The following is a 16,539-nucleotide window of genomic DNA, read 5'->3' on the forward strand; positions in this document are numbered from 1 at the left end:
CGGCAGATAGATGCAGGGGGAAGGAATCCAGTGGGCCAGGGGGAAGACACCGATATAACCGCCGCGAAGGAGGAGGAGCCCGCCGCCGTGCGGGCCGGGGCCCGCGGCCGCCGAGCCGTCGTCGCCTCCCTCATGCTCTGCATGGGCCTGGCCGCGCTCGACTCCACGATCGTGTCGACGGCCGTCCCGCAGATCGTCGGCGACCTGGGCGGCTTCTCCGTCTTCTCGTGGCTGTTCTCCGGCTATCTGCTCGCCGTGACGGTCACCCTGCCCGTCTACGGCAAGCTCTCCGACACCTTCGGCCGCAAGCCGGTGCTGATCGCCGGCTCGATCCTCTTCCTCCTCGGTTCCCTGCTCTGCGCGCTGGCCTGGAACATGGCAGCGCTGATCGCGTTCCGGATCGTCCAGGGCCTCGGCGGCGGCGCCCTCCAGGGCACGGTCCAGACCCTCGCCGCGGACCTCTACCCGCTCGAACAGCGCCCCAAGATCCAGGCCAGGCTGTCCACGGTCTGGGCCACTTCAGCAGTCGCGGGCCCGGCGCTGGGCGGGGTGCTCGCCGCCTACGCGGACTGGCGCTGGATCTTCCTCATCAACCTGCCGCTCGGCGCGGTCGCCCTCTGGCTGCTGATCCGCCACCTCCACGAGCCCCAGCGCGCACGGAAGACCGCCGAGCGCCCCCGCATCGACTGGGCCGGCGCGCTCACGGTCTTCGCCTGCGGCGGCGTACTCCTGACGGCGCTGGTGCAGGGCGGGGTGGCCTGGCCGTGGCTCTCGCCGCCCTCAATGGCCCTGTTCGGTACGGGACTTGCCCTGATCGCCGCTCTGGTCCTCATCGAACGCCGGGCCGCCGAACCGATCATCCCCGGCTGGGTCTGGCGCCGCCGCACCATCGCCGCCGTGAACCTGGCACTCGGCGCGCTGGGCCTCCTGATGGTCGCCCCGACGGTCTTCCTCCCGACGTACGCGCAGTCGGTGCTCGGCCTCGCCCCGATCACCGCCGGATTCGTGCTCTCCGTATGGACGTTGAGCTGGCCGGTCTCGGCTGCCCTCAGCCAGCACGTCTACCGTCGTATCGGCTTCCGCAACACGGCGATGCTCGGCATCGGCACGGCCACGCTGATCCTGTTCGCGTTCCCCTTCCTCCCGTACCCGGGCGAGGCCTGGCAGCCCACGCTCCTGATGCTCCTGCTCGGCGCGGCGCTCGGTCTCTTCCAGCTCCCGCTGCTCGTCGGCGTCCAGTCGACCGTCGGCTGGTCCGAGCGCGGCACGGCCACCGCGTCCGTACTCTTCTGCCGCCAGACGGGCCAGACGATCGGCGCCGCCCTCTTCGGCGCGGTCGCCAACGGGGTACTGGCCGCCCGGCTCGGCGGCGCGGGCGACCTGGACTCGGTGACGAAGTCCCTGGACTCGGGCACCCCCGACGAGCACGTACGCCGAGCGGTCGCGGAGGCCGTCCACTCCGTCTACTTCGGCGCGGCCTGCGCGGCCGGACTCGCCTTCCTGGTCCTGCTGCTGGTGGCACCGCGCCGCTTCCCGGTGCTCAAGAACCCCGGCGACTGACCCCGAAGGGACATCCCCGACACCACGTCCGGGGTACGCCCCTCCTCACGCAGGACGCCCGGTATCGGCCCGCCCGGGTCTGCTGGACGGATGGGACTCAACAGGCGCACGGCGATGAAGGCCGGCCTCCTGACGACCGCGGCGTCGGCACTGGGGCTGAACTCGGCGCACTCACAAGGGACTTCGGCCCCGCCGCCCATCACCGTCCAGGGCGAGGCGGCGGTCCGGACGAACATCCCGGTCGTACGGGACCGCCGCGCGTCCGGGGGCAGTTACCTCGCCCTGAACACCAAGAAGAGGCCCCCGAAGGAGGGTTGGTACGCGACCTACACGGTCCGGGCCCCCGAGGCGGGTGTGTACGCGCTGACCGCGGTCGCCACGGCCCCGGTCGAGACACCTCACACCGAGGCGACGGCGTCGTACCTCCAACTCGCGCTGAACAACAGCGAGTTCGCGGAGGTCGCTCGCTCCCAGCCGTACTGGTACGAGTCGAAGCCGGCCTGGGGCGGACTCTCGGTCCTCGACCTCGGCGAGCTCGAACTGCGGCGCGGCGAGAACACGTTGACGTTCCGGGTGACGGAACCGACGGTCCTGGAGACCGGGACGGCGTACGCGCTCGCGCTGGACCGCTTCACGCTGCGACGGCGGGAGGGGGTGGAGCTGCGCGAGGTCCACGCGGGCGGCGACGGCACGCTGGGCACATACCGGTTCGGGCAGCCCGCGAGCCTGACCCTCGGCCTCGACGGCCGCCCCGACCGCCCGCACCGCCTGCGCTACACCGTCGTCGACCACTTCGGCGAACGGGTCGCGGAGGGGTACGCGACGATCGCGGCCGGCGAGACGACGGTGAGGGTCCCGCTCCCCCAACTCCCGCCCGGAAACTACCGAGTCGCCGCATCCGGCGCCGACGCCAGTACGCACGCCAGTACCCAGGCCGGTGATGCCGACGCCGTGGTGGGCCACTTCGCGTGTCTGCCCGCGCTCCCCGCCACGTCCGGCGACGCCAACCGCTTCGGGGTCAACGTCTGGGCCACCTCCCTCGTACCCCCCTCCCGCCTGGACGCCTTCGCCGCCGCGATGCGGGACATGGGTGCGGGCTGGATACGGGACGGCCAGGCCTGGCCCGCGGCCGAGCCGACACCGGGCGCGTACGACACGGAACACCACGACCGGGTCACGCGGACGATGCGCCGCCACGGCCTGTCTCCTTTGGAGGTCGTCTCGCCGGCTCCCGAGTGGGCCATGACGGCCGCCTCGCTCCCCCTCCCCGCGGACCTGCGCCACGCGTACCGCTACGCCCGCCGCCTGGCCTCCGGCCACGCCTCCGCCGTCCAGCTCTCCAACGAGCCCGACGTGGACGTCACCAGCAGCACCGGCGACGCCCACGCGGCCTTCGTGAAGGCGGCCGCCCTGGGCGTCGCGGACACCCCCGACCCGCCTCTCGTCGTCCTGCCGGGCATCGCGCAGGCGGGCCACTTCCAGGACCTGCTGCTGGCGAACGACGTCGTGCGGTACGCGGACGTGTGGGCGTTCCACGGCTACCCGGACCCGGCCGAGCAGGACGAACCGGCCTTCCCCGGGGCGGCGGACGAGCAGCGCGAGCTGGCCGAGCGGCTCGGTGCGGATGACGTACCGCGGTGGATGACGGAGTGCGGCGCGTTCTTCGGAGTACGGCCGGGCATCGACCTCACACAGGCACAACAGGCCGTCCAGGCCCGCTACTTGGTCCGCTCGATGGTGGAGGGGCTGGCGGCGGGGAACGTGAGGCAGTTCTGGTTCGCCGGTCCACCGCTCCACGACGACGGTGTGTACTTCGGGCTGCTGAGCCGGGAGTTCCAGCCGCTGCCCGCGTACAGCGCGTGCGCGGCGCTGACGTCGTTGCTGGGCGAGGCCCACTTCGTCGGTCCGGTGAGCGGGTTGCCCGACGGGGCCGTCGGCCTCGAATTCGACTCGGGCCGGGGCGAGTCGGTGAGGGTTCTCTGGTCGTCGAAGCCGGTAGGGATTCCGGTGCCGGGAGAAGCGACCGTGCACGACATCATGGGCAGGCGGACGGCAACGGCCACCGCCGAAGTGACCGTGTCCCGAGACCCCGTGTACGTGGTCACGACGACCGCCAACCCCCCGGGGGCCCACCCCGCCCCGCGCCGCCGAACCCCCCTCTCCCCCGCCGAACACATCGTCCTCAGCCAGCGTTACCCCGCCCGGAACGCCGCCCCCAACAAGGACAACGGCGACGCCGAACCCCCGCTGGGCTACCGCCTCTCCCGCCGCACCCGGATGTCCCTGGACGTCTACAACTTCACCTCCACCTCACGGACAGTGACCGTGAACGCCCGTCCCACCGGGGGCTGGTCGGCACGGGCCGAGGGTCCGACCCGGGTCGAGGTCCCGCCCCAGGGCCGTAGGACGGTCGACTTCACCGTCACGGCGGCCGGTGGGGTGAAGCGCCGGACCGACCACCGCCTCGCGTTCACGGCGACCCTCGACGGCGACGAGGTGCCGCCGTCGGTGTCACTGGTCCAACTCAAATGAACGGGCCGCACCTGGGGCATCGGCACAGCGGGTAGCGCGTCGGCGACTCGATGAGCGGGGCCTCACGCGCGGGCTCGTACGTCACGCGCGGGCCCCAGGTCCGTCCGCCGTCCCGGGAGACCCGGAGGGTGATGTACGGGCCGGGGGCCTTCTCATCCGTCGCTGCCACTGCTGCCGCCTTTCACTGTCAGTGTCGATCAGGACACAGAGTGGCGTCACCGTGAGTACGCTCGACAGATAGCGGAGCGTGACAAGCAAACCTGCACGTACGGGAGTTGCACACATGGCGATCGAGGACAATCCGCAGTCTCGGGTGAAGTACGGCGAGGAGTTGCGACGGCTCCGGGAAGCGGCGGGCCTCACGCAGGAGGAGCTCAGTCAACGGGCCGTGATGTCGCGGACGCACATCGCCCACATCGAGGCGGGGCGGCGCCGACCGGACGTGGATGACGCACGGCGACTGGATCAAGTGCTGGGCACGGGTGGGTTCTTCGTACGGTTCCTGCCGACGCTGGATGGCAGAAAGGTGGCGGAACACTTCGCGGAAGCAGCAGAGTTGGAACTGCAGGCCACCGTCATCAGGCAGTACGCGGGCACGTTGGTGCCGGGGTTTCTGCAGACGGAGGCTTACGCCCGCGAGGTTCTCGGTTCTGGGCACCCGGCCAAGGGGATCGAGGAACGTGACAGGCTCCTTGTCACACGTCTTGAACGAGCCCGCATCCTTGACGACTTCGAGTCACCGCAGGTGTGGATTCTGCTAGGCGAGGCGGTGCTGCGCCAGATGATCGGCGGTCCGGCCGTCATGTGCGAGCAGCTTCGTCACATCGTGGAGCTGGGCGAGAGCCGCCGCATCCGCGTGCATGTGCTCCCCTTCCGGGTCGGAGCCCACGCCGCCCTGGAAGGACCGGTCAAGCTCATGTGGTTCCAGGACCTCCCGCCCGTGGCATACGTGGAAGGCCTGAAGTCGGGCCGGGTCTGGGAACTCCCGTCCGTGGTGCGGCAATGCGAAGAGGTCTACAACCACGCGCTTGGCGATGCGCTGTCGCACCGTAAGTCCCTGGCGTTGATCAGGTCCGTCGCGGAGGATTACGAGCATGAAGCGCAGTGAGCACATGGTCCCGGACGCCTCAGTACTACCCGCGTGGCGAAGGTCCAGCTACAGCGGCGAGAGTGGCGGCGACTGCCTAGAGGTCACCGACTCCACCGCGTACGCAGCCTGGCGCAAGTCCACCTACAGCGGCGGCAGCAGCGACTCCTGCCTGGAAGTGAACGACTCCGCCCTCCCCGCCCGCATCCCCGTCCGCGACAGCAAGAACCCCTGCGGCCCCGCCATCACCTTCTCCGCCCCCGCCTGGACGGCCTTCGTCACCGCCCTCCGGTGAACCACGTGCTGAAGCCTCGCGGGCGGCATACCAACTGGTCATACTGGTTGGGGAGTTGCCCGTAGGGCGACAGTCGACCGGGGGTGTGATGACAGCGAGTACGGGCACCACACGCGGCGGCACCCTCTTCGGCGCGGCCGCCGCACTCGCGGTCGTGGCGGGCGGCGCGGTCGCCGCACTCGCCCCCGTGCACGACACCGTCTGGCCGGACGGGCCGGTGCTGCTCATCGAGTGGGTACTGCTCGCAGCGGTCGCCGTGTGGTGCACCGAACTGGCCGTCGCCCGCGCCGCGCAGACCCGTACGTACACCGATACCGACGGACCCCGCGCGCTACGGCTCGGCGCCACCGGCATCCTGGCGACAGCCCTGACCGCGGAACTGATCCTGATCACCGCCAGATGCGCCGAGGACCAGGCCTACGGGATGGCCTGGGCGTCCGGTGGCGTACTCCTCGCCCTGTTCGCGGGCGCCACGTGGCGCAGCTCCGTCCTCAGCAGCGAAAACGGCTCGGGCTACACCCCGTCCGACACGTTCCTGGTCGGTGCCGCCTTCGTACTGGCCGAGGCGTGCGGCGCCTGGCTGACCGCGCGCTTCGCCGTGGAGGGGCCACTGTGGGCGGCCTGGGCCCTGGGGTGCGCGATGGTGGCGCTGGCCGCGGGCTTCTGGCTGTCCGACTCGCCGTCCTGGGAGGCCGAGTCGACGTACCAGAAGGTGTTCGGGTCCGTCGCGGTCCTGGGCGTGGCGGGTGTCGTGGCACGGTCCGCCGTGCGCGGGGAGACTGTGGCCGCGTGGTGGGTGGGCGGCGTCGTGGTGGGGGTTCCGCTGATCGGCTTCGGGGCGGTGTTCCTCTGGGCCTTCCTCGCGGCGCTGCTGGACGCGGGCGGGCGCGGCAGGGCGGTCTCACTGGAGGCGCAGCTGGCCGGAGTCCTCGTACCCGTGGCCAGTGTGGGGTGGGCGAAGCCAGGCACGGAATTGTGGGGTGGGCAGGGATCCGGCGCCGAGCGGCTCCTGGGCGCGAGCTATCTCGCGGGCACGATCGCGGTCATGCTGGTGGCACAGAGCACCGTGCTCGCCTGGACGGGCACCGCCCCACCACGGCGATGGGTGGTCGGACTGGTTGGGGGCGTACGCAGGTTCGCACCTCCTGATGCCGAGCGGTCGACGTCTCCGAACTACCCCTACGGATCGAACCCCGCGCGCAACCTGCACTACGAGCGAGGGCGGCGGGAGAGAGAGGAGCGCCTGCGCAACCACCTCGCGGACTTCCACGACCCGATGTCCACCGCGTGGCTCCGCCTCACGCATCCCCTGCAGTCCGCGGCCGTGCTGGAAATCCACCATCGCACCGCCGCCGCGACCGGACTCGCCATCGACGAGGTCTGGTCCCGGCTCGCCCTGATAGTCCCCGATCAGGCTGGTTCGCAGGCGCAGCGCCGGGAACGCAATGTGCTCGCCTGGCGGCTCGTCGTCGCGAGTGCCCTGTGCACGGCAGGCGTGTGGCTGGTCATCGCGCTCACCGGCGTCGGAGGCTTCGACCTGGAGGGCGGCTCGCCCGCACTGCTCGTCGCGGGACCCCTGCTCGTGGCGGCGGTGGCTCTGCGACAGGCGCGCAGCGCGGTGATCGACATGTACGCGGCCAAAGCGGAGGCCGTCCGGCTCTACCGATACGACCTGGCGAGGTCCCTGCGCCTCCCCGTTCCGGATGACGACACGGGCATGATCCGTCTGGCCTCCGAGCTGAGCGGCAGCGACGACGACCCGTACCTGAACCCGTACCCGTACCCGGAACACCGTCCGTCACCGCCGGGTGCGGCGGACCCGTCGCGGCTCGCCGCCGACGTGGCCGCCCTGGTCCGCGGCGACATCCGCGCCGACGTACGCCAAGCGGTCCGCGACGAGTACGCCTCCCTGGTCCGGCAGAATCCTGCCCGCGCCGAACTCGCCGCCCCCGACCTCGCCCAGCTCGCGCGGGACATCGCCGAGAGCGCGGCCGAGCCCGTGAGTGCCCATCTCAAGAGCCATCTGACGGATCTGCAGCAGAAGTTCCACCAGGACGTCCGGGCCACGATCCGCTCCTCGCTGGAGGAGTCCGTGTCGGGTGCCCCCCTGACGAACTTCGTCGGCTATCTCGCGATCGAGCTGGACCGGAGCGCACAGGAGGGCGGCGAGCAGTCACCCGTACGGGCCGAGGGCGGGACGATCAAGGCACCCGCGGGCCGCCGCGTGGACCTGGTGGTCTCCGTCGTGCGCGACCCCCGCGCACAGACCCTCGCCTCGGTCGTCGCGAGCCGCCCGGGTACGGACTTCTTCGTCTTCGAGCCGGTACGGGTCGAGGGCGGCCGGGACGCCGAGACCGTGTCGTTCGACGCGATGGCCGACAGCTCGACGCTCACGCCGCTGCCCCAGCGCAAGAATCTGCTCGTCACCGACGAGCGGCAGACGGCCTTCGGGTTCCGGCTGCCGGCGGAGGCGGGCAGCCACGAGGTGTGGGTCCAGCTCTACCAGGCGGCCCACCTCGTCCAGGTCGTCGCCCTGAAGATCGAGGCGGAAGCCGCTCCGCCGGACGAGGCGACGGACGAGGCGCCGAGCGCGAGTGAGGCCACGGACGAGGCGACGGTCGACGAATGAACGAAGCACGGCCGCCGGATGTCTCCGTGCGTGTTCTGGCCACCGGTGAAGCGACCCGGCTGGAGTTCACCGCCCGCCGCCGGGGCGTCCCGCCGGTACGCGCCACCCTCGTCGGCAGCGACGCGCTGCTCAGGGTCCGGCAGGAACTGGACGCGGGACTGACCCGGCTCAAGGACGAACTCACCGCGTTCTCCGTCGAGGACAAGGACCTCAACCGGGTCTTCCAGAGCCTGCACGGCCTCGGCCGCACCCTGCTCTTCATCCTGTTCGGCTCACAGCAGGCCGTCCTGAAGGAACTGCAGAGGTTCTGGAACGAGGCTCTGCCCTTCGGCATGAACCCGGAACTGCCGCCCCCGCTCGTCGAATGCGTCGGCGGCAGGGAAGGCTTCCTGCCCCTGGAGTTCCTGCCGCTGTTCCGGATGTTCCCCGGGCCGACCGTCGAGACGCCGGGCGACTTCGCCACGGCCTGCCACTCACTCGTCGGCTTCTCGTGCGTGGTGCGCCGCGCCATGCTGCCCGCCCCGGTCCACGGCGGGACGACACTGGACACCGGACCCCGGGGTCGCGTCCCCGCCCGCTATCTCTACTACGAGCACCTCGAAGGAGCCGTCGAGGAACTGGCCTGGTTCGCCGAGGCCGGAGTCTCGCACATCGACCTCGAAGGCCCGTACCCCGACGGCGCGGACCACGGGCCGGGCCTCGCCGAGCAGATCTTCGACCCCCGGCTCCTCCTCGACGGCACACAGCGTGAACTGCCGGACCAGGTCCAGCACTTCGCCTGCCACTGCTACACCCGCTCCGACGACACGCTGGCCGCCGAGATCGAACTCAGCGGCGCCGGCAGGCACTCCCGCACCACGCTCGGTGCCCTCGGCGCGGACCTCGTCGCCCTGGGCGCGAGCCAGGAGCTGCGCGCCTTCGATCTGCCGCTGGTGATGATGAACGCGTGCGGCTCGGGCCGGATGCGCGCCCCGGGGGCGCCGTCGTTCCCGTACCTCTTCCTCATGAACGGCAACCGCGGCTTCATCGGCACCGAGACGGAGATCCCGGACGACATCGCCGCCGCGTTCTCCAAAGCGCTGTACGACCGTTTCCTCGTCCGCAGGATCCCGCTGGGCCGCGCACTCCTCGAATCCCGGCGGCACCTCCTGCACACGCTGCGCAATCCGCTCGGCCTCACCTACGCCGCGTACGCCGATCCCGGCCTGCACGTCCGTCCGACCCCCGAGGAGAACCCGCATGTCGCAGCCCCAGCCCTCCCCTGACACCTCGGACACCCCGGACACCCCGGACACCATCAGCGTTCTGGGTCTGGAGGACACCGATCAGGGACGCACCGACCGGCTGGCCTTCCGGCGGCTGGAGGAATGGCGGGCCGCCCGTACGGAGATTCCCGCCGAGGAACTCCAGTCCCGCCTCGGCGACTTCGTGGCCACCATGCGCGGTGTGATCGCCTCCCTGCCCCAGAAGGCGGGCGAGTTCCAGCTGAACGAGGTCACGTTCAGCGCCGAGGTGAGCGCCAAGGGCACGGTGTCGCTGCTCGGCTCCGGCGGCGAACTGGCCGGGCAGGCGGGGATCACCTTCACGTTCACCCGGGCCGAAACTCCGGGCTGAGTCCGGGCCGAGTCCGAGCCAGCCCGGAGGTGAGTCCGAATCACCCCGAGCCGACTCCGAACTACCCCTGTCCGAACCCGAGTTGACGACGGACAAATCAGGAACAGAAGCACTACCCACGTAAACGTGGTTAACGGCGGTAACACCCGAGGTCAGCGAAGTAAGCGCATACCGACCAGACAGTTTGGCGAAACCCTCGCGCAGGCCTGCTACCTGCGAGTAGCGTGCGTCCTCGCTCACCCCCCGCTCCCTGCGGTCCGCACCGGGCCCGAGCCACGCAAGGAGAACCGGGATGTCTTACGACACGTCCCCGTCGTACCCCGTTCCACCGCACCATCCGCCCCACAACTCATCACCGTCCTACTCGACATACCCGTCACAACCGACCTATCCCTGGGCTCCACAACCGCCCGAGCACGAACCCGCCAGACAGCCGAACCGGCATCGCCACACCGCTCTGGGGCACCACAGCGACCTGCGGGTGCTGCGCACCGCGTACCGCTGGCAGCGGCGCGTGGCGACGCTGACCGCACTCGGTTACTTCACGCTGTTCCTCGTCCTGTCCGCGTCGGCGCCGTCGTTCATGACGAGGGAGGTGGCCGAGGGGCTGCCCCTCGGCCTGCTGCTTGGGCTGTTCCAGATGCCCGTCACCTGCGTGGCGATCGCGCTGTACGAGTACACGGCCCGCCGGGGCGTGGACCCGATCGCCGAGCGGATACGGAAGCAGGCGGAACTGGACACCAAGCGGGCGGAGTCCGGCCGATGACGGGTTTCAGCAGTTCCGCCCAGGCGATGTCGCTCGTGGCGTTCACGGTCGTGGCGACCATCACGCTGTTGCTGTGCGTGATGACGGGCCCGGACCGGGACGACCTCGACGAGTTCTACACGGGGTACGGCTCCCTCTCCCCCATGCGCAACGGCCTGGCCATCGCGGGTGACTACATCTCCGCGGCCACCGTGCTCGGCACGGGCGGCGTGATCGCGTTCTTCGGGTACGACGGTGTCGTACTCGCCCTCAGTACCGCCCTCTCCCTCATGCTGCTGATGTTCCTGCTGGCCGAACCCCTGCGGAATGCGGGCCGGTTCACCATGGGCGACGCGCTGGCACGACGGATGCCGGGACGGGCGGTACGGATCACGGCGTGCGCGGCGACGCTGGCCGCGCTGCTCCCGCTGATGCTGGTCCAGCTAGCCGGAACCGGCGATCTGCTGGCGTTCATCCTCGGCTTCTCCAGCGAGGGGCTGAAGACGGGCTGCATCATCGGGCTCGGCGCGCTGATGATCAGCTACGCGGCGATCGGCGGCATGAAGGGCACCGCCCTCATCCAGATCCTGAAGATCGTGATGCTGCTCGGCTCGGGCGCCGTCATCGCCGTACTCATCCTGAACAAGTTCGACTGGAACCTCGGCGGCCTGTTCAACCAGGCGGCGCGGAGCAGCGGGGCCGGATCCTCGTTCCTGAGCTCGGGGCTGCAGTTCGCGGGCGGACCCAATCCCCGCCTGGACATGATCAGTTCGGAGCTGACGGTGGTCCTTGGCGGGGCCTGTCTGCCGCACATCACGATGCGTATGTACACGGCGGGCAGCGCGCGTCAGATACGCCGCTCGATGTCCTGGGCGGTGCCGGCCGTGGCGCTGTTCGTGCTGATCATCACGGTCGTCGGGTTCGGAGCGACGGCGCTGATCGGGCGGGAGGCGATCGCGGCGGAGGACCCGCAGGGCAACACTGCGTATCTGCTGGGCGCGCGAGCCGCGTTCGGGGCGGACGTCTCGACGGCCGAGACCTTGCTGTTCACCACCGTCACTGCGGCGATCTTCCTGACCGTGCTCGCCTCTGTCGCCGGGATGATCCTCGCCTGCGCCAACTCCCTTGCGCATGACGTCTTCGCGCACGGCAAGAAGCAGTTGTCGCCGCGACGGGAGATGACGCTGGCGCGGGCGTCCGCGGCGGCGGTCGGCATCCCGGCGATCCTGCTGGCCACGCTGGTCCAGCACCACAGCCTGCAGCCGCTGGTGACGCTGTCGTTCTGCCTCGGCGCGTCCGCCATCGCGCCGGCGCTCGTCTACAGCCTGTTCTGGCGGCGGTACACGCGGGCCGGGCTGATGTGCACGCTCATCGGCGGCTCGGTGAGCACGCTCGTTCTGATGACCGGTACGAATCTGGTGTCCGGGTCGCCCATATCGGCCTTCCCCGGCCACGACTTCACCTGGTTCCCCTTCACCACGACCGGGATCGTCTCCATTCCGCTGGGCTTCCTCTTCGGCTGGCTCGGCACGGTGGCCTCCGGCCGGGGCGCGGCCGAGGAACAGCGGAAGCAGTACGAGGCTGTGGAGGGGTGGATTCTCGCGGGGGCTGTTCGGAGGGGCGACTGAGGGGGCGGGGCCGAGGGTGGTGTGTCGGCTGCCGGCCGGTGGGGGCTGGCCGCGCAGTTCCCCGCGCCCCTAAAGGGCGCTTTTCAGGGGCGCGGGGAACTGCGCGCCCAGCCACGGCCGACCCGCACCCGACACACAGACCTCAGCCCCGTCCTTCCAGGGGCGCGGGGAACTGCGCGGCCAGCCCCCACCGGGCCGCAGCCGAAAAGAACCCGCTACTCCGCCGTCGCTCGGCCCGTCAGGGCTGTGAGGCTGTTGCGGACGTGGGTCATGTGGGCACTGACGTCGTCCCACTCGTCACCGTGTTCGCGCAGGACACGTTCCGTCTCGCGCGAGATGCGGTCCTCGTGGAGCCGCGCCTCGGCGAGGAGTTCGGCGGCCCGGGCCTCGGCGTCCTCCTGGAGGTGCCGGGTGGACTCGTGCGCCTCGGCGAGGGCCCGCTCGGCCTCGGCCAGCTCCGCCACCGCGCGCGAGGCCCGCTCGTCGTGGCGCGCGTCGAGCGCCGCCTCCCGTTCGGCCGCCTCGCGCGCAACCCGCTCCCAGCGCTCGGCGTGCTCCTTCTCCTGCTCGGCGAGAAGCGCCTCGCTGCGCCGCCTCGTCTCGCGCAGCGCGGCCAGCGCCTCACCGCGGTTCTCCTTCACATCGCGCCGCGCGGCGATCCGCATCTCGTCGGCCTCGGCCTGCGCACCGAGCAGCCGGTGCCGGACCCGCTCCTCGGCCTCACCGCGCACCGCGTCGGCGTACGCGCCCGCGGCCGCGCGCAGTTGACCGCCCGTCGTCTCGGCCTCCTCCACGACCAGCCGGGCCTCCCGCCGCGCGCCCTCGCTCACGGCCGCGGCCTCCTCCTCGCCCAGTTCGAAGAGCCGCCTGGCACGGTCGCCGAGCGTCTCGTACGTCTGGGGAGCCAGCCCCGCGACGACCTCGTGCAGCCGGTCCGCCTCGGTCTCCATCTCCCTGGCCAGTACGGTCAGCCGGGCGGCCCGTTCCCAGGCGGCGTCACGCCCCCGGGAGAGCGCCGCGGCGTACGCGTCGACCTGGTCGGGACGGTAACCGCGCCCCCGTACGGCCTCGAAGCCATGAGGCGACACCGATGCGTTGCTCATCCTCGAATCCCCTCTCCGGCATGCGACGTACGACATGATTTGCCGCACATCTTGGTGGATCAGACGGAAGTGTTCATAACGCGACACTCCGGACAAGGGTCGGACAGAGATGTGACGCAAAAGGGCCGGGCCCGGTCAACCGACCGGGCCCGGCCCCCTCAGGACGTGCGGAGAGCTCAGCGACTCGACGTCACAGCAGGCCGTCCCACATCTGTTCCAGCAGCACCGACCACCAGCTCTCCGGCGAACCGAGCGCCGCCGGGTCGAGCGCGGCCAACTGCGCCTGGAAGTCGACGGTCCAGCGCCCGGCCTGCTCCTGGTTGAGCCCGAAGCGAAGACGCCACATACGGCCCAGCAGAGCGAGGCTGCGCGCGAACTCGGGCAGCCCCGTGTTCACGAACTGCGGCGGTACGGAAGCGCCGCCGGGACCCGCCTCCACGGGCACGGCCACGATGTGCGCCGTCCCGTACTGGACACAGATGGCCTTGCCGAAGTCGCTGCCCATGACGAGGTACGAGCCCGCGTCCGCGGACGGCTGGACGCCCCGCTCCTGCGCCAGTTCGGCGAGCGTCGGCACCGGGCGGCCCGGCTGGGCCTGCGCCCAGAAGAACGGGTTCATGTCGACGGGCAGTCCGGCCACCACCAGCGTGTGCGCCACGATCGGCGGCACACCCTGCCGGGACACGGCCGCCTGGTCGAACCGGAACAGTCCCGGTCCGAACGCCGCCGCCAGCTCCTGCCCGATCGCCTCCGGCGGGATCGGCGGCGCGGGCTGCACCGGCGGCAGCGGCGCCCGGATCGGTCCGGGCCTGGCCGGACCGTCCGCGACCTGGTGCAACTCGCCCTGGTGCGCGAGCAGTTGGGCCATGCCCTGCTGACGGCTCGCGTGGTCCGTGCCGTACGAGGCGATGCTGGTGATCCGTGCCTGCGGCCAGCTCTCCCGGATCATCCGGGCGCAGTACGCACCCGGCAGCTCACAGGACTCCAGCTCCGTGTGGAGCTCCAGCACCTGCTGCGGCGGCACGTTCATCGCGCGCAGCTCGTGCAGGATCTGCCACTCCGGGTGCGGGGTGCCCGGCGCGGAACGCCGGATGAGCTGCTGCTCGCTCCCGTCCTGGGCGCGGTAGCGGAGAACCGCCTGGTAGCCGGGGCCGACGGTCGGCTGCCCCTGCTGGGGGTAGCCGTAGGCCGGCGGCTGCTGGCCCGGCATCGGCTGCCCGGGGAAGGGCTGCTGACCGGGCGGCGGCATGCCGGGGGCGCCCGGCATGCCGGGAGGCGCCTGGGGCGGCGGAGCCATGCCCGGGCCACCGCTCGGAGGACCGGACAGCATGGTTTCGGCATGGTGGACGCCACCGGGGGCACCCGGCCCGCCAGGACCTCCAGGTCCACCCGGAGCGCCGGGAGCACCGGGAGGCTGTGGCGCGCCGGGGCCGCCCACCGACGGACCGGCGAGCATGGTCGCGGCATGGTGGACGCCACCGGCGGGCGTACCGCCGGGGTTGTTGGGCGCACCCGGAGCGCCGGGAGGCTGCGGGGCACCCGGAGTACCGGGCGCGCCAGGAGGCTTGGGCGCGCCGGGCTGGTTCGGGTCGGCGAGCATGGTCGCCGCGTGGTGGACACCGCCCGGAGGCGTACCGCCCGGGGTACCCGGAGCGCCGGGGGCACCCGGGGCTCCAGGAGGCTGCGGGGTCCCGGGCCCGCCCGGCCCGTCGGGGCCGAGCTGCGAGACGAGCTGCGTCGGTACGTACCCACCGGCCGACGCCCCCGGCGCACCGGGACCGGACGCGGGAGCCGCACCACCCGGACGCGCGCCGGGCGTTCCGGGCGCACCCGGAGGCGGCGGCGTACCGGCCGCACCCGAACCACGGGCACCGCGCGGCGGAGCCTGCGCCTTGCTGGTGGCGGCGTCGGCGATGTCACCGGCATTGGCGGGCAACGGCCGCCCGGACGCACCCGAACCGGGAGGCGGCTGCGGCGGATTGGGCCCGGCGGGCGCCTGCGGAGCACCCTGCGGGAAGCCGTACGAGGGACCACCCGGAGCACCCGGAGGCGGCGTCCCGGGCGAACCGGGAGGCGGTGTGCCCGCACCGGCCCCCTGCGGATAGCCGTACGAAGAGGGCGCACCCGGCGGAGGCGTACCAGGCGCACCGGGCGCACCCGGAGACGGCGTCCCGGCACCAGAACCCTGCGGATAGCCGTACGACGAAGGCGCCCCGGGCGGCTGCGTACCTGGTGCACCAGGCCCTCCCGGCGCACCCGGCGGGGGTGTGCCCGGCGCGCCGGGACCCTGCGGATAGCCGTACGAGGACGGCGCCCCGGGCGGCGGGGTGCCCTGCGCACCAGGACCGCCGGGACCACCGGGTCCGCCAGGGCCGGCCGGAGCCCCCTGGCCTCCCGGGCCCTGCGGGAACGAGGGCGCGTTCGGGCCGCCCACCGCGGGGGCGACGGCCGTGCTCGGGAGCTGGCTGCCGCCCGAGATCAGCTTGGTCTTGGCCTCGGGTGGCGCGTCGGGCTCCGACGGCCTGCCACCGGCGCCCACGTCACCGACGTCCCTTATCTGCGGCGCGTACACGGTCGCGGGGAGCGGTACCGAACGGTCGTCGCCCGTCTCGGCGTTGGTGTCGGTCCCGGCCCACGGCGTCGCGTCGGCGGGAACCCCGGAACCGCCCGAGGCCTCCCCGCCGGCGGCGGGCCACGACGTACCGCCACCGGGGGCGGAGGATGCCCGAGGGCCACCCACGGGCCCGGGCAACGTCTCGGGAATCGCCCCTCCGGCCCCGGCCCCTCCATGGGCGGGACCGGCAGGACCGCCGGGCGGAACCGCGTCACTGGCGGCGGCAGCGGCGGCGGGCCGGGACCCGGCCCCGTCCGACGCCCTGTCCGGGGTCCTGTCGGACGGCCGGGGCGACCCGATGCCCGAGGAACCGCCGGAGGACCCGCCGGACGTCCGGTCCCGTCGGTCGGGAATGCCCATCCGGTCCGCCGCCTCCTGGAGCCACTCCGGAGGAGTCAGCAGGAAGGACGTCTGGTTGAGGTCGACGCGCGCGGGAGGCGCGGGCGCCGGATCGGGCGCCGCGTCCGGCAGCCCGTACTCCTCCTCGTACCGGCGGATCACCTCACCCACCGGCAGCGAGGGCCACAGCGTGGCCTCGCCGCTGTCACGGGCGATGACGAGCCGCTGGGCACCGCCGTCGGACCGCGGCCCCTCGGCCCGGTCCTCGGCCCACACCACGAATCCGAGTTCGAACTCCCGGACCCGCACCTCGCGGTGCTGGTAGCCGGGCACATCCCCGTTGATCCACTCTTCGGCGCGCTCCTGCGCCTGCGCGAAGGTCACCATCGGACG

Annotated in this window: 11 protein-coding genes; 9 read left to right on the top strand and 2 right to left on the bottom strand. The window is 71.9% G+C overall.

Features of this window, described 5'->3' with window-relative positions; all coding sequences use genetic code 11:
• Positions 1 to 54 precede the first annotated feature (54 nt).
• The 9 genes from JEQ17_RS19380 to JEQ17_RS19420 all read left to right on the top strand — a co-directional run bounded on the left by JEQ17_RS19380 (position 55) and on the right by JEQ17_RS19420 (position 12,090).
• Positions 55 to 1,560 (top strand): MFS transporter, encoded by a 1,506-nt coding sequence (locus tag JEQ17_RS19380; protein ID WP_407700156.1) that lies wholly within the window; start codon positions 55 to 57, stop codon positions 1,558 to 1,560.
• A gap of 90 nt (positions 1,561 to 1,650) precedes the next feature.
• On the top strand, positions 1,651 to 4,092 hold the full coding sequence (locus JEQ17_RS19385; RefSeq protein WP_200396407.1) for a hypothetical protein: 2,442 nt from the start codon (positions 1,651 to 1,653) through the stop codon (positions 4,090 to 4,092).
• A gap of 283 nt (positions 4,093 to 4,375) precedes the next feature.
• Entirely contained in the window at positions 4,376 to 5,200 is an 825-nt protein-coding gene (locus JEQ17_RS19390) for a helix-turn-helix domain-containing protein (protein ID WP_200396408.1), read from the top strand.
• Positions 5,187 to 5,474 carry a DUF397 domain-containing protein gene (locus tag JEQ17_RS19395; RefSeq protein ID WP_234048270.1) on the top strand — a complete coding sequence of 96 codons (288 nt, stop codon included), beginning with the start codon at positions 5,187 to 5,189 and terminating at the stop codon, positions 5,472 to 5,474. The genes JEQ17_RS19390 and JEQ17_RS19395 overlap by 14 nt, the downstream gene beginning before the upstream one ends.
• An 88-nt stretch (positions 5,475 to 5,562) precedes the next feature.
• Positions 5,563 to 8,103: a hypothetical protein gene (locus tag JEQ17_RS19400; protein WP_200396409.1), complete on the top strand. Its 2,541-nt coding sequence runs from the start codon at positions 5,563 to 5,565 to the stop codon at positions 8,101 to 8,103.
• Positions 8,100 to 9,368: a CHAT domain-containing protein gene (locus JEQ17_RS19405; RefSeq protein WP_200396410.1), complete on the top strand. Its 1,269-nt coding sequence runs from the start codon at positions 8,100 to 8,102 to the stop codon at positions 9,366 to 9,368. The genes JEQ17_RS19400 and JEQ17_RS19405 overlap by 4 nt, the downstream gene beginning before the upstream one ends.
• On the top strand, positions 9,343 to 9,717 hold the full coding sequence (locus JEQ17_RS19410; RefSeq protein WP_200396411.1) for a Pepco domain-containing protein: 375 nt from the start codon (positions 9,343 to 9,345) through the stop codon (positions 9,715 to 9,717). Before JEQ17_RS19405 ends, JEQ17_RS19410 begins: the two co-directional genes overlap by 26 nt.
• A gap of 292 nt (positions 9,718 to 10,009) precedes the next feature.
• Positions 10,010 to 10,483 carry a DUF485 domain-containing protein gene (locus JEQ17_RS19415; RefSeq protein WP_200396412.1) on the top strand — a complete coding sequence of 158 codons (474 nt, stop codon included), beginning with the start codon at positions 10,010 to 10,012 and terminating at the stop codon, positions 10,481 to 10,483.
• Complete coding sequence (locus JEQ17_RS19420; protein ID WP_200396413.1) at positions 10,480 to 12,090, top strand: sodium/solute symporter; 1,611 nt, start codon at positions 10,480 to 10,482, stop codon at positions 12,088 to 12,090. Before JEQ17_RS19415 ends, JEQ17_RS19420 begins: the two co-directional genes overlap by 4 nt.
• A gap of 215 nt (positions 12,091 to 12,305) precedes the next feature.
• Here JEQ17_RS19420 and JEQ17_RS19425 read toward each other — a convergent pair whose 3' ends face one another.
• Together JEQ17_RS19425 and JEQ17_RS19430 are read right to left on the bottom strand one after the other, a co-directional pair.
• Positions 12,306 to 13,193, bottom strand: a complete 888-nt coding sequence (locus tag JEQ17_RS19425; RefSeq protein ID WP_200396414.1) for a cellulose-binding protein — start codon at positions 13,191 to 13,193, stop codon at positions 12,306 to 12,308.
• Positions 13,194 to 13,383: 190 nt separating this feature from the next.
• Complete coding sequence (locus JEQ17_RS19430) at positions 13,384 to 16,533, bottom strand: SUKH-4 family immunity protein (RefSeq protein ID WP_200396415.1); 3,150 nt, start codon at positions 16,531 to 16,533, stop codon at positions 13,384 to 13,386.
• Positions 16,534 to 16,539 lie beyond the last annotated feature (6 nt).

The sequence above is a fragment of the Streptomyces liliifuscus genome (assembly GCF_016598615.1).
In the GTDB taxonomy this organism is placed as follows: domain Bacteria; phylum Actinomycetota; class Actinomycetes; order Streptomycetales; family Streptomycetaceae; genus Streptomyces; species Streptomyces liliifuscus.